Origin of the sequence: Sulfitobacter sp. HI0129 (genome assembly GCF_001635395.1) — a bacterium.
Lineage (GTDB): Bacteria > Pseudomonadota > Alphaproteobacteria > Rhodobacterales > Rhodobacteraceae > Sulfitobacter.
The window spans coordinates 1-19,897 of record NZ_LWGH01000365.1; the positions used below are offsets into that span (position 1 = coordinate 1).

At 63.2% G+C, this 19,897-nt stretch carries 19 protein-coding genes and 1 pseudogene; 14 read left to right on the forward strand and 6 right to left on the reverse strand.

Annotated features, from left to right (window positions below):
* The coding region (locus A3764_RS09215; RefSeq protein ID WP_201722419.1) for a Bax inhibitor-1/YccA family protein at positions 1-381 on the reverse strand (381 nt) is incomplete at its 3' end.
* A 520-nt stretch (positions 382-901) separates the two neighbouring features.
* Here A3764_RS09215 and A3764_RS09220 point away from each other — a divergent pair.
* The 3 genes from A3764_RS09220 to A3764_RS09230 all read left to right on the forward strand — a co-directional run bounded on the left by A3764_RS09220 (position 902) and on the right by A3764_RS09230 (position 3,639).
* Positions 902-1,273: a helix-turn-helix domain-containing protein gene (locus A3764_RS09220; RefSeq protein WP_067927260.1), complete on the forward strand. Its 372-nt coding sequence runs from the start codon at positions 902-904 to the stop codon at positions 1,271-1,273.
* Positions 1,274-1,395: 122 nt separating this feature from the next.
* Positions 1,396-2,196 (forward strand): histidinol-phosphatase, encoded by an 801-nt coding sequence (gene hisN, locus A3764_RS09225; protein ID WP_067927250.1) that lies wholly within the window; start codon positions 1,396-1,398, stop codon positions 2,194-2,196.
* Between the two features lie 102 nt (positions 2,197-2,298).
* Positions 2,299-3,639 carry an 8-oxoguanine deaminase gene (locus A3764_RS09230; RefSeq protein WP_067927247.1) on the forward strand — a complete coding sequence of 447 codons (1,341 nt, stop codon included), beginning with the start codon at positions 2,299-2,301 and terminating at the stop codon, positions 3,637-3,639.
* Between the two features lie 18 nt (positions 3,640-3,657).
* Here A3764_RS09230 and guaD read toward each other — a convergent pair whose 3' ends face one another.
* On the reverse strand, positions 3,658-4,953 hold the full coding sequence (guaD, locus tag A3764_RS09235; protein ID WP_067927244.1) for a guanine deaminase: 1,296 nt from the start codon (positions 4,951-4,953) through the stop codon (positions 3,658-3,660).
* A gap of 113 nt (positions 4,954-5,066) precedes the next feature.
* Here guaD and mgtE point away from each other — a divergent pair, with 113 nt between their 5' ends.
* The 5 genes from mgtE to A3764_RS09260 are packed head-to-tail and all read left to right on the forward strand — an operon-like array spanning position 5,067 to position 10,661.
* Positions 5,067-6,470, forward strand: coding sequence for a magnesium transporter (gene mgtE / locus A3764_RS09240; protein ID WP_067927240.1), 1,404 nt, complete (start codon positions 5,067-5,069; stop codon positions 6,468-6,470).
* Entirely contained in the window at positions 6,467-7,027 is a 561-nt protein-coding gene (locus tag A3764_RS09245) for a 5-formyltetrahydrofolate cyclo-ligase (protein WP_067927237.1), read from the forward strand. Before mgtE ends, A3764_RS09245 begins: the two co-directional genes overlap by 4 nt.
* 60 nt (positions 7,028-7,087) lie before the next feature.
* Positions 7,088-7,909: a TIGR00282 family metallophosphoesterase gene (locus tag A3764_RS09250; RefSeq protein WP_067927233.1), complete on the forward strand. Its 822-nt coding sequence runs from the start codon at positions 7,088-7,090 to the stop codon at positions 7,907-7,909.
* A 19-nt stretch (positions 7,910-7,928) separates the two neighbouring features.
* Complete coding sequence (locus tag A3764_RS09255; protein WP_067927229.1) at positions 7,929-8,858, forward strand: DMT family transporter; 930 nt, start codon at positions 7,929-7,931, stop codon at positions 8,856-8,858.
* A 30-nt stretch (positions 8,859-8,888) separates the two neighbouring features.
* On the forward strand, positions 8,889-10,661 hold the full coding sequence (locus tag A3764_RS09260) for an SLC13 family permease (RefSeq protein WP_067927226.1): 1,773 nt from the start codon (positions 8,889-8,891) through the stop codon (positions 10,659-10,661).
* Positions 10,662-10,664: 3 nt separating this feature from the next.
* Here A3764_RS09260 and A3764_RS09265 read toward each other — a convergent pair whose 3' ends face one another.
* Positions 10,665-11,717 carry a hypothetical protein gene (locus A3764_RS09265; RefSeq protein ID WP_236628155.1) on the reverse strand — a complete coding sequence of 351 codons (1,053 nt, stop codon included), beginning with the start codon at positions 11,715-11,717 and terminating at the stop codon, positions 10,665-10,667.
* 334 nt (positions 11,718-12,051) lie between these two features.
* On the opposite strand from A3764_RS09265, the gene A3764_RS25110 reads away from it, so the two are divergent.
* Together A3764_RS25110 and A3764_RS25115 are read left to right on the forward strand one after the other, a co-directional pair.
* A complete protein-coding gene (locus A3764_RS25110) occupies positions 12,052-13,935 on the forward strand; it encodes a DUF7467 domain-containing protein (protein ID WP_067927223.1) in 1,884 nt (627 codons plus the stop codon).
* A gap of 2 nt (positions 13,936-13,937) precedes the next feature.
* The gene (locus tag A3764_RS25115) at positions 13,938-14,096 is read left to right on the forward strand and encodes a hypothetical protein (RefSeq protein ID WP_161487229.1); all 159 of its coding nucleotides are present in this window, start codon (positions 13,938-13,940) and stop codon (positions 14,094-14,096) included.
* 138 nt (positions 14,097-14,234) lie between these two features.
* Here A3764_RS25115 and A3764_RS09275 read toward each other — a convergent pair whose 3' ends face one another.
* Together A3764_RS09275 and A3764_RS09280 are read right to left on the reverse strand one after the other, a co-directional pair.
* Complete coding sequence (locus A3764_RS09275) at positions 14,235-15,095, reverse strand: bile acid:sodium symporter family protein (RefSeq protein WP_067927267.1); 861 nt, start codon at positions 15,093-15,095, stop codon at positions 14,235-14,237.
* A gap of 91 nt (positions 15,096-15,186) precedes the next feature.
* Positions 15,187-16,959 carry an SLC13 family permease gene (locus A3764_RS09280; protein ID WP_067927270.1) on the reverse strand — a complete coding sequence of 591 codons (1,773 nt, stop codon included), beginning with the start codon at positions 16,957-16,959 and terminating at the stop codon, positions 15,187-15,189.
* A 252-nt stretch (positions 16,960-17,211) separates the two neighbouring features.
* Between A3764_RS09280 and A3764_RS09285 the strand changes: the two genes are divergently transcribed.
* Positions 17,212-17,637 (forward strand): group I truncated hemoglobin, encoded by a 426-nt coding sequence (locus tag A3764_RS09285; RefSeq protein ID WP_067927273.1) that lies wholly within the window; start codon positions 17,212-17,214, stop codon positions 17,635-17,637.
* Between the two features lie 156 nt (positions 17,638-17,793).
* Entirely contained in the window at positions 17,794-18,534 is a 741-nt protein-coding gene (locus A3764_RS09290) for a YebC/PmpR family DNA-binding transcriptional regulator (protein WP_067927276.1), read from the forward strand.
* A 40-nt stretch (positions 18,535-18,574) separates the two neighbouring features.
* Here the strand turns inward: A3764_RS09290 and A3764_RS09295 are convergent, their stop codons facing one another.
* Positions 18,575-18,817, reverse strand: coding sequence for a hypothetical protein (locus A3764_RS09295; RefSeq protein ID WP_067927279.1), 243 nt, complete (start codon positions 18,815-18,817; stop codon positions 18,575-18,577).
* A gap of 207 nt (positions 18,818-19,024) precedes the next feature.
* On the opposite strand from A3764_RS09295, the gene A3764_RS09300 reads away from it, so the two are divergent.
* Together A3764_RS09300 and A3764_RS09305 are read left to right on the forward strand one after the other, a co-directional pair.
* A complete protein-coding gene (locus A3764_RS09300; protein WP_067927282.1) occupies positions 19,025-19,624 on the forward strand; it encodes a LysE/ArgO family amino acid transporter in 600 nt (199 codons plus the stop codon).
* Positions 19,625-19,661: 37 nt separating this feature from the next.
* Positions 19,662-19,897: pseudogene (locus A3764_RS09305) on the forward strand (hypothetical protein); the annotation flags it as partial.

The window sequence follows — 19,897 nt, forward strand, 5'->3', positions numbered from 1 at the left end:
GAAGATGGAGCTGATGGAAATGCCCATGACAGCGGCAAAGGTGTAGAACACCAGCTGCGCCGTCGCGGCGGACATTTTGTTGATCATCGCGCCGAAGCCGAAGACGAAGGCGAGGGGCGCGAACATGACGACCCATTTCAGGGGCGAAGCATAAAGCGTGTAGCCGAACTGGGTCAGGTATTTATCCGTGCCCATCTGGGCGACGCCTGCCGCCGGGTCGGTGGTCACGGCGAGGCCGGAAATCGCCCAAGCGGCTGCAAAGGTGATGAGCATGCCGATCGACATGGTCCCGTACACCTTGTTCATATGTGCGCGCAGACCTTCGTCTATAGCGGCGGCGCGCGTTCCGGTTTGTGACCGGATTGTATTCACGTCAGCCATGTTTTGTTGACCTCCAGGTAGTAAGTGAGATGGCGAAAACCCTCCGCCACACGGTTGAACCGAATATCGTGTCAAGGGGGCGCGATTTCAAGGGTATTCATGAGCACTCGCCTACGGTTGTGCGGTGGCGTTGCCCTTGGTTCTTCAATGGCACGCGCAATCGGCAGCTGGCCTCTTTCTATACGACGCAATCAGTACGGGAGCGTACAATCTGGGGGTGATTGCCTGTGGGGCCGATCTCCTGCCTGTTTAAGAGGTGAGTTGGGATGCCAATGCATTGAGACGGTGCAATTTAAAATGCTTTAAGTGGACGGCACTTTTCGGCCACTTTTCGCGGTTTCCATTACCTTAAGTTGTCCCGTGGCAGTCGACACAATACCATTTTCATGTAAATATGTTTTGCGTGAAACACCCTAAGGGGTATGCTGCCACCAGTTGCACTACTTCACGTTAGGTCTTTTGGACGAGTACGCGCGGGCAATTTGGATCTTGCGCATGAGATATCGGGATTATGAAAATTATGGCACATAAAGTTGACGTTCATGTTGGTAAACGGATCCGGCAACGCCGCTGGCTTACCGGGATGACCCAGCAGAAGCTGGCCGAGCTGGTAGGGATCAAGTTCCAGCAGATCCAGAAGTACGAGACAGGCGCGAATCGGGTCAGCGCCTCCCGCCTCTGGGACATTGCGGATGCCCTTTCCGTGCCCGTGGGTTTCTTTTTCGAAGGAATGAACAGCGAATCCGATGGCTCCGGCCGGGCGGATGACGTTCCTGCGGACCTGATGTCCGACAAGGAAGCGATGGAACTCGTGCGGTCCTATTACGCGATCCCCGAGCAGCAGCGCCGCCGTTTGTTCGAACTGGCCCGCGTGCTGAGCGACGTGGCCTGACGATAATTTCTCTGAGAAGTTTCTGAGCGAGAGGCCGCTGCACCGCGGGCCGAACATCGGAAGAGACAAAGGCGCATGCGGGGGATATTGCCTTCGCAGGCGCGAAATGGCACCTGCTCTTCATGGTGACACCCGACGATTTCGATCCTGACATTGCTGCCGTGGCCCATGCCATGGCCGATGCCGCCCGCGCAGCGATCCTGCCGCATTTCCGCAGCAGTGATCTGGCGCAAGAATCCAAACTCGTATCCGGTTACGACCCGGTGACCGTCGCTGACCGCGCGGCAGAGCTTGCCATGCGCGATATCCTTGCCGCGCGTCGGCCTGAGGATGCGATACTGGGCGAGGAATACGGCGCCTCTGCCGGCAGTTCCGGTCTGACCTGGGTTCTCGATCCGATCGACGGCACCCGCGGCTTTGTATCCGGGACACCCACATGGGGCGTTCTGATTGGTGTCAACGCCGGGGGCGCGCCCTTCTACGGGATGATCGACCAGCCCTATATCGGTGAGCGTTTCGAAGGTGGCCCGGGTATCGCGCGCATGTCCGGCCCCCGGGGGGAGGCCATGTTGAAGACGCGCGACACAGGCTCCCTCGGCGATGCCGTGTTGTTCACGACCTTCCCGGAAGTCGGCACCCCGCAGGACAGGGCCGGTTTCGACGCCGTCGCCGGGCAGGTGCGGCTCGTGCGATACGGGATGGATTGCTACGCCTATGCCTTGCTTGCGGCGGGGCAGATCGACCTCGTGATCGAGGCGGGATTGCAGGCTTACGACATTCAGGGCCCGATGGCGGTGATCACGGCAGCGGGGGGCGTGGTGACGGATTGGCAGGGCGGTCCCGCCGAAGCGGGCGGCCGTGTCGTCGCGGCAGCCAACCCCGCACTTCACGCGCAGGCGTTGGATTTGCTGGCCGCGCATTGACGCTTTCGTTAACCTTCGGTATCATTTTTTCACCTGCCGGTTCTTGTTCCCGTTTTCCACCGGCTCTCTAAGCATCATGAGACGGGTCTAATGGACTTTTAGATGCCGGAGCTATTGATCAGGAACGCGCAATCCATTCTCACGATGGACGACGACGCGCGGGAACTTCTAAACGCCGACATCCTGCTGCGTGACGGAAAGATCGCCGCCGTGGGCGCGGGGCTGCCCCGGGCGGAGCGGGAAGTGGACGCGAGCGGTTGCGTTGTGACCCCGGGCCTCGTCAATACGCATCATCATTTGTTCCAGACGCTGACCCGCGCGGTGCCCGCAGGGCAGGACGCGCCGCTTTTCGACTGGCTGCGCGCGCTCTATCCGGTCTGGGCACGGATGACACCGGATCATGCGCATGTCTCTGCGCGCGTCGGCCTCGCGGAACTGGCTCTTTCGGGGTGTTCGCTGAGTTCTGATCACCTTTACCTCTATCCCAACGGCATTCGGCTCGAAGATACGATCGAAGCGGCGCGAGAGGTGGGGCTGCGCTTCCATCCCACCCGGGGCAGCATGAGCATCGGGCAAAAGGATGGCGGTCTGCCGCCAGATGCACTCGTGGAAGGCGAGCTCGCCATTCTCGAGGACTGCATCCGTGTCATTGACGCGTTCCACGATCCCGGCGAAGGCTCCATGTGCAGGGTCGGCATCGCCCCCTGTTCGCCCTTCTCGGTCAGCCGCGAATTGATGCGTGATTGCGCGCTGCTGGCCCGCGACAAGGGCGTGATGCTGCATACCCATCTGGCAGAGAACGACGAGGATGTCGCCTATTCGCTGGAAAAGTTCGGCTGTCGGCCCGGCCAGTATGCCGAGGATCTGGGGTGGGTCGGGTCCGACGTCTGGCATGCCCATTGCGTCAAGCTCGATGCACAGGAACAGGCGCTTTTTGCCCGGACGGGCACCGGCGTCGCGCATTGCCCCTGTTCCAACTGCAGGCTCGCGTCGGGGATCGCGCCGGTACGGGCGATGCTGGACGCAGGCGTTCGCGTGGGGCTGGGCGTCGATGGTTCCGCCAGCAACGACAGCGGCAACCTGATGACGGAGGCCCGCTTTGCCATGCTGCTGCAGCGGGTGGCCCACGGCGCGGACGCGATGAGCGCGCGCAAGGCGCTGGAACTGGCAACCCGGGGCGGCGCAGACATGCTGGGCCGCCCGGATTGCGGGCGCATCGCCGTCGGAAAGCGGGCGGACATCGCTGTCTGGGATGTCTCCGGCGTGCAAAGCGCCGGATCATGGGACCCCGCCGCCTTGCTGCTGGCCGGGCCAACGCAGGTGCGGGATCTTTTCGTCGAGGGCAGGCAGATCGTATCGATGGGGCAGGTCCGGACAATCGACATGGAGGCCACCACGCGCGAAGCGAACCGTCTGGCCCGAGGGCTGGCCGAAAGTCTCTAGACCGGGATCGTTCCGGGATCAGCCTGTGCGGCGGGTGCCCGCGACCCAGACATCCCGCACCGCCCGGTCGTCGCCCATCATGATCGTGGCAAAGATACTGTCCCAGATATCCCGGGCCTGCGCCGCGCGCTGTGCAATGGCGGGGGTAGAGGCCAGATCGAGCACCGTGATATCGGCCATCATGCCCGGCGCCAGCGTGCCGAGGCTGTCCTGCAGATGCAGTGCGCGGGCTGAACCGGCTGTTCCCAGCCAAAGGAGTTGTGCCGCGTGCAGCGGGGCACCGCGCAGCTGACCGATTTCATAGGCAGCCGCCATCGTCCGCAGCATCGAAAAGGATGAGCCGCCGCCCGTGTCCGTCGCAAGGCCGATGCCGATACCGTCGCGGGCCAACCCGAAGGTATCGAAAAGGCCAGATCCGATGAAGGTATTGGACGTGGGGCAATGGACGACCGCAGCGCCGACCTCGCGCAGCCGGTCCCGTTCGCGCGGCTCAAGGTGTATCGCGTGGCCATAGACCCCGCGCTCCCCCAGCAGACCGTGCTTTTCGTAGGTATCGAGATAGTCCCGCGCCTTGGGGTAAAGGCTGCGCACCCATTCGATTTCGTCGAGCTGTTCGCTCAGATGGGTCTGCATCAGGCACTCCGGCCGCTCCGCCCAGAGCTGCCCCAGTGCGTCAAGCTGCGCGGGCGTCGAGGTGGGCGAGAACCGCGGCGTGATGGCATAGCGCGCCCGGCCTTTCCCGTGCCAGCGGTCGATCAGGGCCTTGCTGTCGTCATAGGCCGATTGCGGATCGTCCTGCAGGCCATCGGGCGCGTTGCGGTCCATGCAGGTCTTGCCTGCCACGATCCCCATGCCGCGTTCCGCCGCCGCCTCGAAGACCGCATCGACGCTGTGGGGGTGGATGGTGCAAAAGCTCGCGATCGTGGTCGTGCCGTGGTCCAGCGCAAGGTCGAGGTATCGCGCCGCGATATCCGCCGCATAGACAGGATCGGCAAGCCGCATCTCCTCGGGGAAGGTGTAGGTATTGAGCCAATCAATCAGCCGCTTGCCCCAGCTCGCGATGATGGCCGTCTGCGGGTAGTGGACATGCGCGTCCACGAAGCCGGGACAGATGAGCGCATCGCCATAGGCAGTCACGGGGGCCTCCGGGGCGCGGGCGCGCAGCTCCGCCGCCGGTCCGACCGCCGCGATCTTGCCGTCGGTGACAAGGACGGCGGCGTCCCGGTCCACGCGCACGGCGTCTTCCCACGGCTCCCGCAGCGGGTTGCCGGTGAAGCGCAGGACCTGACCGGTAAGAAGGCTGCTTCGGTTCATGCCGCCACCATATTGCGCTGCTCGGGCAGGGACAATCGCGAAGCGCCCGCAAGCGCCCATTGTATCCGTTGGGGCGCTTGAATATGGTCGCGCGAAACCACGGAGGGACGCTCATGGAAGATCAGGCAGACGTGATGGAGCAGCCCGCCGAGGAAGACGAGATCGCCGAGGCCTATGCGCTCGATCGCAAGGCGGTCGCCTCCATCCTCTATGCCGTCGAGATCGAGGATCAGGCCCGGCTGACGGAGCTGATGGAGCCGCTGCACGCCGCCGACATCGCCGACCTTCTCGAACAGATCAGCGAATTCGACCGGACCCGGCTCATCCGGCTTTACGATCGCGAATTCGACGGCGAGATCCTGTCGGAACTGGATGAATCCATCCGCGAGGAAGTCATCGCCATCCTCACCCCCGAGGTGCTGTCGGAAGCCGTCCGGGACATGGACAGCGACGATGTCGTCGACCTTATCGAGGATCTGGAAGACGACCAGCAGGCGACCATTCTGGGCGCGCTGGAGGATTCGGACCGGGCTGCGGTACAGCAATCGCTGAGCTATCCGGAATATTCCGCAGGCCGCCTGATGCAGCGCGAGGTCGTGATGGCCCCGGAACATTGGACCGTGGGCGAGGCTATCGACCATCTGCGCAACACGCCAGAAGAGGATCTGCCGGATCAGTTCTACCATATCGTCATGGTCGATCCGCGCCTGCACCCGGTGGGCAACGTGACATTGGGCAAGCTGATGCGGTCCCGGCGGGAAACGAAGCTGGCCGATATCCTCGAAGAGACGTTTCAGGTGATCCCCGCCACGCAGGAAGAAGGCGATGTCGCCTATGCCTTCAACCAGTACCACCTGATTTCCGCCCCCGTGGTGGACGAAGAGGGCCGCCTGATCGGTGTGATCACCATCGACGACGCCATGTCGGTGCTGGACGAAGAGCACGAAGAGGACATCCTGCGCCTAGCCGGTGTGGGCGAAGGGTCGCTCTCCGACCGGGTGGTGGAAACCACCAAGCAACGCCTGCCGTGGCTCGCGGTGAACCTCGTGACGGCGATTGCCGCCTCTCTGGTGATTTCGCAGTTCGAGGCGGCGATTGCACAGATCGTGGCGCTTGCCGTGTTGATGCCCATCGTTGCCTCCATGGGCGGCAACGCGGGCACGCAGAGCCTGACCGTGGCGGTACGGGCCATCGCTACGCGCGACCTGACCGGTTCCAACGTCTGGCGGGTCATCCGGCGTGAATGTCTGGTGGGGCTGGTGAACGGCCTGATCTTTGCCATTGTCATGGGCATCGTCGGGATCATCTGGTTCGGCTCGCCCGGGTTGGGTTACGTGATTGCCGTGGCGATGGTGATCAACCTTGTCGTGGCCGGTCTTGCCGGGACGGGCATCCCCATCCTGCTCGAACGGTTCGGCATCGACCCGGCGCTGGCGTCGGGCGCCTTCGTGACGACGGTGACGGATGTGGTGGGCTTTTTCGCCTTCCTCGGGCTGGCGGCTGTCGTCCTGCTGTGACCGATCTCGCCCGGATCAAGGCGGAGGCCCGCAAGGCGGCTTTCGCCCGGCGCAAGGCGCTCTTCGATGCGGCCCCGCCCGCGCAGGCCGGTTATCTGAGCGAGGTGCTCGCCGGGCATCGCGGCGTGCCGCTGTCGGGGTTCATGCCCATCCGGACAGAGATTGACCCGCTGCCCGCCATGGCCGAAGCGGCGGCCCACGGCCCGGTCGGCGTTCCGGTGATCCGCAAGGCGGATGCGCCGCTGGTCTTCGCCCGCTGGACGCCTGAAACCGCGATGGTGGCGGGCACCTTCGGCGCAGCTGTGCCGCAGACCGAAACGGAGATGGAGCCAGAGATCCTCATCGTACCGCTTCTGGCGTTCAACCGGACCGGCGGGCGGTTGGGGTACGGGGGTGGCTTCTATGATCGCACGCTTGAGATGCTGCGCGCCAAGCGACCGACGCTGGCCATCGGTTTCGCCTTTGCGGGCCAGGAAACCGACGATTTGCCGTTGGAACCCACGGACCAGCCACTTGACCTGATCGTGACCGAACAGGGCGTGATCGAACCGGGCTGAGCCGCCGCGTCAGGGCAATTTGCCCTTGTGGACCAGCGGGCCTGCGCCTACCCATTTATTATGAAAATACTTTACCTCGGCGACGTCATGGGGCGCGCGGGACGTCGCGCCATCACCGAAAACCTCGATCGGTTGCGCACCGAGTGGAAACTCGATTTCATCGTGGTGAACGGCGAGAACGCGACCGGCGGCATGGGGCTTTCGGCGGCGCATGCGCGCGTCCTGCTGGACGCAGGCGCCGATTGCCTGACGCTGGGGGACCATGCTTTCGATCAGAAGGACATGCTGTCTTTCATCGAACAGGAACCCCGCATCATCCGCCCGCTGAACTTCAGCAAGGCGGCCCCCGGGAAGGGTGCGCGGCTGATCACGGCACGGAACGGGCGCAAGGTTCTGGTCACGCAGGCGCTGGGGCAGGTCTTTATGAAACGCCCCTTCGACGATCCCTTTTCGGCGCTGGAGCCGGTGCTGAAGGCGCACCCCTTGGGCGGGCAGGCCGCCGCCGTCATCGTCGACATTCATTGCGAAGCCACGTCGGAAAAGATGGCGACGGGCCATTTCTGCGACGGTCGGGCGAGCCTTGTCGTCGGCACCCATACTCATGTACCGACCGCCGATGCCATGATCCTGCCGGGCGGGACGGGATACCTCAGCGACGCGGGGATGTGCGGCGATTACCATTCCGTCATCGGCATGGAAAAGGCCGAGCCCCTGCGCCGGTTCATCACCGGCATGCCGAAAGAGCGTTTCACCCCCGCCAACGAAGAGGCGACATTGTCGGGGGTCTATGTCGAAACGGATGACCGCAGCGGCAAAGCGACGCGCATCCTACCCGTGCGGCAGGGCGGACGCCTGCAGCAGAGCGGCCCCTTGGCCGGGTAGGTTCGGGCGGGGCGGGGGCATGACCAGACGACAGATTGCCTTTTTCACCTTCATGCTTGCCTTGCTCGGCGCGGGTTGGGGGCTCACGCAGCCCCTGACCAAGATCGCCGTCAGTACCGGCTATGGTCATTTCGGGCTGATCTTTTGGCAATTGGTGCTGGGGGTCGTGGTGCTCGGGCCCTTGTGCGCGTTCAGGCGCAAACCTCTGCCGTTCACGCTTCGGCACCTCCGCCTTTATCTTGTGATCGCGATCGTGGGCACGCTGCTGGCCAACTCCGCCTCCTACATGGCGGCGGTGCATCTGCCCTCCGGCGTGCTGTCGCTGCTGCTGAGCATGGTGCCGATATTCGCCTTTCCCATCGCGCTGTCGCTGGGGTTGGACCGTTTCAGCCTGCGTCGCTTCGCCGGGTTGCTGATGGGATTGCTGGGCGTGGTGATCATCCTGCTGCCCTCGGTCGAATTTTCCATGAACCTGCCGGTCTTCTGGGTCGGTGTCGCGCTGCTTTCGGGCCTCTGCTACGCGGTGGAAGGCAATTACGTCGCCCGCTGGGGGACCGAGGGGCTCGATGCATTGCAGGTGCTTCTGGGCGCGTCGCTGGTGGGGGCGGTTCTGGGGCTTCCGCTGGCGCTGGTATCGGGCCAGTTTATCGACCCGCGTCTGCCGCTTGATACCGCGCAATGGGCGCTTGTGGCATCATCGGTGATCCATGTTCTCGTTTATGCGGGATATGTCTGGCTGGTGGGGCAGGCGGGGCCCGTTTTTGCCGTGCAGGTCAGCTACCTCGTCACGGCGTTCGGCCTGATCTGGGCGAAGCTCATTCTGGCGGAGGCCTATGCGCCGTCGCTCTGGCTGGCGCTTCTGGCAATGTTCGTGGGCATGTACCTCGTGCAGCCGCGGCCTAAAGCCGCGCTTGCGGGGGATACGCCGATAGGCGATGCTGCCCGCTAGTCCGCCACCGCCTTGAAAGCCCGCCAGCCGATGGATCTGCTCAGTCTCTCGCCGATGGAAAGCAGCGTGCTCACGCTCGTTACCGTCGTCGTCATGTTTGTCGCCTTTCTGCGGGAATCCTTCCCGACGGAGGTCGTGGCGATTGCCGGGGCCGCCGTCTTGCTGGCGCTGGGCGTGCTGCCCTATGACGATGCGCTGGCCGTTCTGTCGAACCCCGCGCCCTGGACCATCGCGTCCATGTTCATCGTGATGGGGGCATTGGTGCGCACCGGCGCGCTGGAGGTGCTGACTCGTACCGCCGAACGCTATGCCCGCACCAAGCCCAAGACCGCCGTCGTGGGGGTCATCGTGTCGGTGATGGCGGCCTCTGCCATCATGAACAACACGCCGGTCGTGGTGGTGATGATCCCCGTGGTCGTCCAGTTGAGCCAGACGCTCGGCACCAAGGCATCGAAACTTCTGATCCCGCTCAGCTATGCGGCGATCATGGGCGGTTCGCTCACCCTGATCGGGACCTCGACCAACCTGCTGGTGGACGGTGTCGCTCGTACGCAGGGGCTTGAGCCTTTCGGCATCTTCGAAATCCTTCCCGTCGGCCTCGTGGTCTGTGCCTGGGGCCTTGTTTACATGGGCCTCTTCGCCAATCGGCTGCTGCCGGAGCGGGACAGCATGGCGAACATGCTGTCGGACCGGTCGAAGATGAAATTCTTCACCGAAGCCGTCATCCCGCCGGAATCGAACCTGATCGGACGCGATGTATTGGACGTTCAGCTTTTCAAACGTGACGGGGTGCGGCTGATCGACGTGGTGCGCGGTGACAATTCGCTGCGCCGCGACCTCTCCGAGGTCAAGCTGGAGGTGGGCGACCGGGTGGTTCTGCGGACCCAGATGACTGAACTGCTGTCGCTGCAGAACAACAAGGAACTGCGCCGGGTCGATCAGCTTTCCGCGGTCGAAACCTCCACGGTGGAGGTGCTGATCACGCCGGGCTGCCGCATGGTCGGGCGCTCACTGGGCAGCATGCGGCTGCGGCGGCGCTATGGGGTCTATCCGCTGGCGGTGCACCGGCGGAACCAGAACATCGGCCAGCAGCTTGATACGCTGATCGTCAAGGTGGGTGACACGCTTCTGCTCGAAGGGGCGATGTCCGATATCCAGCGACTGGCTACGGATATGGATCTGGTGGATGTCACCCACCCTTCGTCCAAGGCGTTTCGGCGTGGTCACGCACCCATCGCCATCGCCGCGCTCTTCGGTGTGGTGGCGCTGGCCGCTTTCAACGTGGCGCCCATTCTGCTGCTGGCGGTGATCGCGGTTGCGCTGGTGCTGGTCTCCGGCTGCATCGACGCGGATGAGGCGTTCTCCTTTGTCGACGGCCAGTTGCTCGCGCTCATCTTCGCGATGCTTGCGGTAGGGGCCGCCCTGCAGAATTCGGGGGCCATAAGCCTGATCGTGGACAGCATATCGCCCACACTGTCGGGCCTGCCGCCCTTCGCGGTGATCTTCGCGGTCTTCCTGTTGACGACGATCCTGACGGAGATCGTGTCAAATAACGCCGTGGCGGTCATCATGACCCCCATCGCCATCAGCCTTGCCGCGGCGCTGGGGATCGATCCGCGGCCGCTGGTGGTGGCGGTGATGATTGCGGCGTCCTGTGCCTTCGCGACACCCATCGGATACCAGACCAACACGCTGGTCTACGGGCCGGGGGGCTACAAGTTCACCGATTTCATGCGCATCGGGATGCCGCTGAACCTCAGCATGTCGCTGATCTGCTCGGCGGCGATCCCCTTCTTCTTCTGACGGTCAGAGATCGCGGACGCTGGCCTGCGCCTGCTGCTTGCCCACGTGGATGAACCCGTGCAGCGCCGCGAGGAAATTGCGGGTCAGCGGCTTTGTTATGGGGGAGCGGGCCGAGTAGAAGGCCCCCACGCGGCACATCTGCGCGGCGAAATCGGGATGCACGCCCGCATCGTCATACTTGCGGATCTTCTCCTTGGAGAGCCAGCCGCGCTTCTTGCTTTCCTTGCTGATCAGCTTGAGCCGCTGAACGCAGTGAAAGGTGAGATAGACGGAGAGGTACTCCATATAGTCCTGCCGCGTCACGCCATAGTCCGGATCAAAGGCATCGTTGAGCACGTCTAGCATTTTCTGCGGGGCGACGGGCCATGCCTCATCCCCGATGAGCCAGGCGACGTCCTCCGCCCCGTGGCGCATGCCGGCATATTCGAAATCGAACCAGCGCAGCTTTTCGTCCGCGCCGATGGCCGCATTGCCCGACCGGCAGTCCCATTTCAGGAACTGCCTGGGCTCGGTCGCGATGGTTTCATAGGCCGCGACCCTGTCGAACTTGTCCGAGATACCGCCCCCCAGATCCTTAAGGAAATCAATGGCGTCCACGAAGTTCATCACCCATTCCCGGTTGAGGCCGAGGTGGGGCATCATGGTATGCAGTTCAGTTTTGCGGGCCGCCGCGTGAATACGGAAGATGCTTTCGATCGCTTCGGCCGACAGGTCGAGCCGCCTTTCCGGCGATGCTTCGGCGATTTCCATGTTGAGCCGCCGCTTGCCCACGTCGGACTGGAACATGATCTTCCCGACCACGCCAAGGCATTCGGGCAGATCGGCGCAATGGGCGCTGAGCTTTTCGAGCACGAAGGCTTCGAGGTGGGTCCGGCGGAAATTGGGGCGCAGCGTCGCGATCACCACGCGGTCCGGCAGGTAGAGCCGCATGCTGGAACGGCTTTCGCCGCCGGGTGTGCTCACCCGCTCCACCTTCTGGCCGAAATGCTGTTCTGCGCATTCGATGATCTGCCGCTTGGGGCTTTTACGCTTGCTCTTGCTTTTGGCCATATCCATCGGTCCGCCCTCGTCTGCTCGTTTACCTAGCATGACTGTTCGCATGAGGATAAGTTATTCCGATGGTCAAAATGTGACCCAAATGGGTAATTCCCGAGGAGCGATTCGACGCCTTCCGCCGTGATATTGAACCGGGAGGGAAAGTAATCACCGGCTTCTCACACCATTGTTTCCCGAAGGCCGGTACATCGGACCGGAATCTTGCCATAATTCCGAAACAGTTTGGCTAAACTTTCTCCCCTTTCTAAGTACATATCAGACGGGTGTCTCGGGGGTTGGCATGTACTTTGGCTCGGCGTTGCCGGGTGATTTCTATTCGAAGAGGTGTACGGCAATGGGAAAAGCGAAGAAGAGCTGGGACGAATGGACTGGATCTGACGGAAGCGGGGGCGGTTCGGCCTCCAGCACAAAATCTTATCACAACGGCGGTGTGGAAGGCTCCAGCTTCTCCACATGGTATAGCGATAACCTCGCTGACTATTATTCAGACAACGACGACAGCGGCCCCCGCGAGGAAGAGACCGGTGGCTCCAAGGGTTCCGGCACTAAAGCTTCCGGGTCGGGGAAGGGATCAAAGGGCTCTGGCACGGGCAAAGGTTCCGGCAGTAAAGGCTCCGGGTCGGGCAAGGGATCTAAAGGGTCCGGTACTGGCAAGGCGTCCAAGGGCTCGGGTACGGGCAAGGGTTCCGGCAGCAAGGGCTCCGGTACTGGTAAAGGAACCAAGAGTTCCGGCACCAAGGGTTCTGGTACGGGCAAGGGCTCCGGCAGCAAAGGCTCCGGTACGGGCAAGGCATCCAAAGGTTCGGGCACTTCGGGCTCTGGTACTGGCAAAGGCACAAAGGGTTCGGGCACCAAAGGCTCTGGTTCCGGCGGGGGTTCCAAAGGTTCCGGCGGTGGCACCAAGGCCTCCGGTAGTGGCACGATGGGCTCCGGCTCCGGCGGCGGGTCCAAAGGTTCAGGTGGCGGATCGAAGGGCACCGGCGGTACGAGCGGGGGCTGCGATCTGTGCGAATTGGACAGTAAACCCGTATCGCTGACGCTGACCTATTCCTTCGGGACCGAAATCGATCAGGCGAACGATCAAGACGACAAGAAAACCGACGTCGATACGACCGGATCGGACGATGACGGCATGGTCTTCATCCGGGTGCTCGGCAAAAAGGACGACGAGCCGCTCTTTGAAGGCATGGTCGCTGAGGGTGAAGACTTCGTCGCCTCCGCCGACAAGAAGTTCGACAGCGAGACACGGATCGAGATTTTCGACAGCGAAGGCGGGGACCTGATCCAGGAAATCCGTTTCCACACCTCCTGTTCCCAACCGCTCGCCATCGGCGATACCTTCGGTTCGATCACCCTCGCCGGTGCGACAACCGAAGACGGTGAGAAGGTCGGTTGCGATGAAGATGGCGATACCGTCATCACCGATCCCGATCCCGATCCCGATGACGATGGCTCCAACGGTTCCGGTTCCGGCGGATCGAACGGTTCTGGCTCGGGCGGATCGAACGGGTCTGGGTCCGGCGGATCGAGCGGTTCTGGTTCCGGAGGATCGAACGGTTCCGGTTCCGGCGGTTCCGGTTCCGGCGGGTCCGGTTCAGGTGGCTCTGGCTCCGGGGGGTCCGGATCGGGCGGCTCTGGTTCTGGCGGTTCCGGCACGGGCGGTGGCTCCAAAGGTACTGGCGGCGGCTCCAAGGGAACCGGTGGTGGTTCCAAAGGGACCGGTGGCGGCTCCAAAGGGGACGATGAACCGCCTGCGGATGATGGCGAAAAGAGCGTGCTGAACTTCACCCTCGGCGGCGACGGTCGGGTCGATCTTTCCGTGACCGAAACGCCCGAAGGCCAGTTGTTCTTCAGCTTCCAGCCGGCGGACTTCACCGATGTGGACGATATCGATGGCTTGTTCTTCGACGTGGCCGAAGGCAGCGACGTGACATCGCTGAACTTCTTCCCCGATCCGGAGAACAGCGGGGACCTCGGTATCATCACCGACATCAAGGAAGGCGACGACGATGTTAATACACTCGCCAATGGCTCTATGGCCGAAACCGGGTTCGATGTGGGGCTGACCTTCGGCAATGCCGTCGACAGTTCCGAAGGTTTCAACAAGGTGGTCAATTTCACCGTCTGGTCCGACGATGGTCCGCTGTCCTTCGATGATATCGAACTGTCGGGGATGAAGCTGGTCGTCAACTCCGATGATGGTCGGGGGAGTTGCTGAGCGTGACAGGCAGCGACGATCCCGAGATGATGATCGACGACGGCTCCGACGATGAAGATGGGGCACGGGCCATGATGGCGCTGATGAATGTCCCTCCGGAAGAGGCGAAGGTGCCTGAAGACATCCAGGACGATCTCGAGGAAGGCTTCTGGGTCTGGTAATCCAACCGGGATCGAAATGAATATGGCGCGCCCTGCGGGGCGCGCCTTTTTTGTTGGGGCGTTCAGCTTTTGCCGTCGGTTGCGCGGGCGGCATCCGCCGGGGATTGAGTATTTGAGTAAGGGTGAAGGCGTGGGCGATCAGCCCCGGCTACGGTACCACGCCACGAAGGGCAGGGCGGCGAGGTACATGCTGACCCCGTAGAAGGCGGAGGGCAGGGCCATGGTGCTGAAGCCCTCGCTCTGCCCGGTGATGAGCGCGGCAAGGGTGATGCCCAGCGTGGCGTTCTGGATCCCCGTTTCGATGGAGATCGTCTTGCGTTCCGCCCAAGGCAGGGCGAAGCCCGTGGCCAGCAGAAGCCCGATCAGCAGAAGCGCCAGCATCAGCGTCGCCATGGCGGGGCCGAGGGTCGCGATATTCGCCACGAAGACGGACCAGTTCCCCACAAGTGCCGCCAGCACGATCACCACGAACAGGAGCAGCGCTATCAGGTTGAGGCCCGGTTCGATGCGGTCGGCCGCGTTCGGGGCGAGCCGGCGGAAGAGAACGCCCAGTGCCACGGGCAGCGTGGTGATGAGGAACATGGCGAAGGCCAGCGCGGCGACGGAAACCTCCGGGCCCGCGTCGCCCATCAGGTGCCGCACGGACCATGCCGCCAGCACCGGCACTGTCAGGATGCTCAACAGCGAGACGACGGCCGTCAGCGAGACCGAAAGCGCCACGTCGCCGCGCGCCAGTTTCGACAGCATGTTCGAGGTCACGCCGCCGGGGCAGAAGGACAGCAGCATGATGCCGACGGCGAGTTCCCCTCTGATATCGAAAAGGAATATCACCGCGAGCGTTGCCGCGGGCACCAGTGCGACCTGCGACAGCGCGCCGATGGCGAAGGCCCGGGGGCGGGCGGCGACACGGGTAAAATCGCCGAAGGTCAGCCCGAGGCCGAGCGACAGCATGATGATCGCCAGCGACAGCGGCAGTATGACGTTGATGAGCAAATCCATGGGGTCCCTCCGGCTTTTTGCGCCGACGCTAGGCGCTGACCGCCGCCCGGGCAAGCGCCGCCATGGCCGGACGGGGGCGCGCTACGTAAGGTCAGAGCGGCCAGAACAGGAGGATCGCCGGGATCGAGACAGCCACCACGATGATTTCCAGTGGCAGGCCCATGCGCCAGTAATCCCCGAAGGAATAGCCGCCGGGGCCGAGGATCAGCGTGTTGTTCTTGTGCCCGATCGGGGTGAGGAAAGCCGAGGAGGCGGCCACCGCCACCGCCATGAGAAAGGGGTCGGGCGACACACCGAGCGTCTGCGCCATCTGGATCCCCACGGGGGCGGCGACGATGGTGGTGGCGGTATTGTTGAGCACATCCGACAGCGTCATCGTGACGATCATCAGAACGGTCAGCACGATCCATGCCGGGAAACCCTCCGTCAGGCCCACGAGCGCCCCGGCGATGAGCTCGGTGCCGCCGGAGGCCTCCAGCGCCGCGCCGAGCGGTATCATGGAACCCAGCAGAACCACCACAGGCCATTCGATATGGCTGTAGAGTTCCGAAAGCGGAACGATGCGGGTCAGCACATAGGCCACCACCACCAGCCCAAGGGCGATGGGCAGGTAGATGAGGCCCAGCGATGCCGCGGCGACGGCGGCGCCGAAGAGGCCGATGGCGAGCCAGACCTTGCCATTGTCCGTGACCGCAAGGCCACGGTCGGCCAGCGGCAGCACGCCCAGCCAGTCCGTCACATGGGCGGCGGTGTCCCGCGGTACGAGCAGCAGCAGGATGTCACCCGCCTTCAGCTGTGTCTTGCGCAGCTGCGAGGTGATCTTGCGCCCCTGCCGGGAAATGCCCAGCAGCACCGTCCGCTGGCGCCAGGTGAGGCCGATGGCCTGTGCCGTGCGCCCGTTCATCCGCGAATCCGACGGAACGACAACCTCTATGATCTCGACCCCTTCGCCATCGGCGTTCAGCCGTTCTTCGCGCGCGGCGTCCGCCACGTGCAGGTCCAGCGTGCTGCGGAATTCATCCAGCGCTTCGGGCGTGGCTTCGATCACCAGCGCATCGTTCGCGGCGAGCTTGACGGTACGCGACTGACCGTATCGGCGTTTGCCGTCACGGATCAGCCCGAGGATCGCGACATCGGATTTCTCGGCCGTCTCGTAGAGGTCGAGCACGCGTTTGCCGATCTGCTTGCTGTCTTCGGGCACTGTCAGTTCCGCGATATAGGGGGCGATATCCTCGGCCTGCAGGGTGGCGTCGGCCCGGTCGGGGATCAGCCGCCAGCCGATCAGCGCCACGAAGGCAAGGCCCGCGATGGCCGCGACACCGCCGACCGGGGCGAAATCGAACATGCGGAAGGGGGCGCCCAGCGCGTCTTCGCGGATCGAGGCGATGATGATGTTGGGCGGCGTGCCGATCAGCGTGACCATGCCGCCGAGGATCGTCGCAAAGCTGAGCGGCATGAGGCTGAGGCCGGGCATCCGCCCCGCCTTGCGCGCTGTCTGGATGTCCACCGGCATCAAGAGGGCAAGTGCTGCCACGTTGTTCATGAAAGCCGAAAGCACACCGCCGATGGCACCCATCAGCGCGATATGCCGCCCTAACCCGCGTGAAGCATCGACGAGCGTGCGGGTGATCAGCAGCACCGCCCCCGACCGAACGAGTCCGGCTGAGACGACGAGCACCAGCGCCACCACCAGCGTTGCGGGGTGGCCGAACCCGTCGAAGGCGTTCTCGCTGGGCACGACACCCAGCACCACGCCGGCCATGAGCGCGGCAAAGGCCACGAGGTCATAGCGGAACCGCCCCCAGAGCAGCAGGGCGAAGACAGCACCGAAAAGGACGAAGAGGATGATCTGATCTGTAGTCATGCTTTCCCATACGGCGGGGCGCGGGTGGGGTCACGCGACAAATGCGCGGGGCGCGCGCGCAGGAAAAGCTATGCTAAATAAATCACGCGTGATATGATAACGCGTGATCCAATTGGCCGTGGCCCGGCGGATCGCAGGAACGGACGATCCGGGCGCGGGTGAATGCGACCCGCGGATCGGACCGCAACAGCCGCCCCGCCCGGGCGGTGCAACCGGGGCGCGGGGAGGCGCCCTCGATCAGGGGAGGAAACCATGACGAAGACGATTACCGACATCCCGGCAGAAGCGCCCTATGACGCGAATGACGACAGCCTTTATGCCCGGTTGGGCGGGCTTTACGGCATTTCAGCCGCCGTCGACAATCTGGTCGACCGGCTTTACGTCAACCAGTTCGGCAACTCGAACCCGAAGGTGGCCGAGTTCCACGAACAGCAGGGCCATGCGGGGTTCAAGTTTCTCGTGACGGCGTGGTCGATACAGGAAACCGGTGGGCCGGCGATCTATCCGGGCCGTGACATGCGCGAAAGCCACGCTCATCTCAGCGTCACCGCGCGTGAATTCGACATGGTCCGGACAGAGATCAAGACGAGTCTTTACCAATTGAACGTGCCCGAGCGTGAGTTTGACGAGTTCATGGCGATCATTGACAGCTACGAAGACATGGTCGTCTCCAAGTAAATTGTAAAAGGTATTAACAGGGCCTTCCGCCCCGTCCGTTCGCGGGCGGGGCACATCTTTGTCCGCAGCGCGCCCCGGCTTATGCCCCGTCGTCTTGCCCTTGCAGCCGCCAGCACCTATAGACCCGCGTAACTCCACACTGCACAGAGAGACGTCATGGCCGGCCATTCCAAATGGGCAAACATCCAGCATCGCAAGGGGCGTCAGGACGCCGTCCGCGCCAAGCTGTTTTCCAAGCTGAGCAAGGAAATCACCGTGGCCGCGAAGATGGGCGACCCGGATCCCGAAAAGAACCCCCGCCTGCGGCTCGCGGTCAAGGAAGCCAAGGGGCAGTCCATGCCCAAGGACAACATCGACCGCGCCATCAAGAAAAGCCAGGCGGGCGAGGGCGATGATTATGAAGAAATCCGCTACGAGGGCTACGGACCCAACGGCGTGGCGGTCATCGTCGAGGCGATGACCGACAACCGCAACCGCACCGCGTCAAACGTGCGCTCCACCTTTACCAAGAACGGCGGCAATCTGGGTGAAACCGGCTCGGTCGGCTTCATGTTCGACCGCAAGGGAGAGATCGAGTACCCCGCCGATGCCGGTGATGCGGATACCGTCATGCTGGCCGCGATAGAGGCGGGCGCGGAGGATGTCGAAAGCAGCGAAGACGGCCATGTCATCTGGTGCGCGGATACCGACCTCAACGAGGTGGCGACAGCGCTCGAAACCGAGTTGGGAGAGAGCACGTCCACCAAGCTGGTGTGGAAGCCGACGACCACCACGGAAATGGATCTCGACGGTATGGAAAAGCTGATGAAGCTGATCGATGCGCTGGAAGATGACGACGATGTTCAGCGCGTCACCACCAATTTCGAGGCCTCTGACGAGGTCATGGCCCAGCTCTGAAGAAATGTGCAGGCGCCTCAAATAATGAGGCGCCGCCTGTTCAGCCGTTAAGGCGCCGCAGTTTCGGAAAAGCGAAAATCGGCAGATGCCATCCGCGCGCCGGTTTCGCTTCTGCCGGGGAAAGACGCGCCAGCAGGCGTTTGACGGCGTTGAGCCGCTGCCGGGCCTCCGGCTTGCCCGCTTCGGCCTGCAGGTTCAAGATTTTCTGCTGTGTCTGCAAGGCGTCTGCGATCACGCTCAATTCGGTCTGGCTGATTTCCAGCTTCTTGGTCTCGGGTTTCATTCAAATCGTCCTGTAGTGAGGCGCTTCACATAGGGTGCCGATCTGCGGTCTTCCAGTGCTGATTGCGCTTCCGATACGTTAATGTCGGAACTGTGAAAGAAGGCGGCGTACCTCGCGCTGGCGCTCACCTTCCGATTGCGCCCTCGGGGCCGAAGCTTTACCCAAACGCAAAGCCCTGCAGTCGACGTTTTCGGAGAAGAATCAAAGATGTCCGCCTCTTTCCTCGCCGGTTTCGCGCTGTCGCTGACCCTCATCCTCGCCATCGGGGCGCAGAATGCCTTCGTGCTGCGGCAGGGGTTGCGGCGGGAACATCTGTTCTGGGTCTGCCTGACCTGCGCCGCTTCCGACGCGGTGCTGATCGCGGCAGGCGTCGCGGGGTTCGGGGCGCTGGCCGAGGCGGTGCCATGGTTCGAAACCGCGATGCGGTTGGGCGGCGCGGCGTTCCTGATCTGGTATGGCTACCGGAATGCCCGCTCCGCCTGGATCGGGGGCGAGGTGCTGACCGCCGATACGACGGGGGGAACATCGCTGCGACGCGCAATCCTCACGCTACTGGCGCTGACATGGCTCAATCCGCATGTCTATCTGGATACGGTCGTGCTGCTGGGGTCGATCTCAGCGCAATATCCCGACAGGTTGGCGTTCGGGGTGGGGGCGGTACTGGCAAGCTTCGCCTTCTTCTTCGCGCTGGGCTATGGCGCGCGGCTGCTGTCGCCGCTTTTCGCGCGCCCCGTCAGCTGGCGCGTGCTCGATGCGCTGATCGCCCTGACCATGGGGGCCATCGCGGCGAAACTTCTGCTGATGTGACCTTGCCCTTGCCGGGGCTTTGCGAAATGGTCCGGCCATGACGACAGCGCTGCCCCATCGCCCGGTACAGGGTATCTTCTGGATGCTGGTGACCGGGGTCTGCTTTATCGCGGTCACGGCACTGGTCAAATACATGGGGCCGCGCCTCCCGGCGGCGGAGGCGGCGTTCCTGCGCTATGCCATGGGGCTGGTGTTTCTGCTGCCCGCCATCGGCAGCCTGAGGNCCGCGGGCCTCAGCCGGCCNATGGCGGGCAGCAGAAACACCAGCCCCAT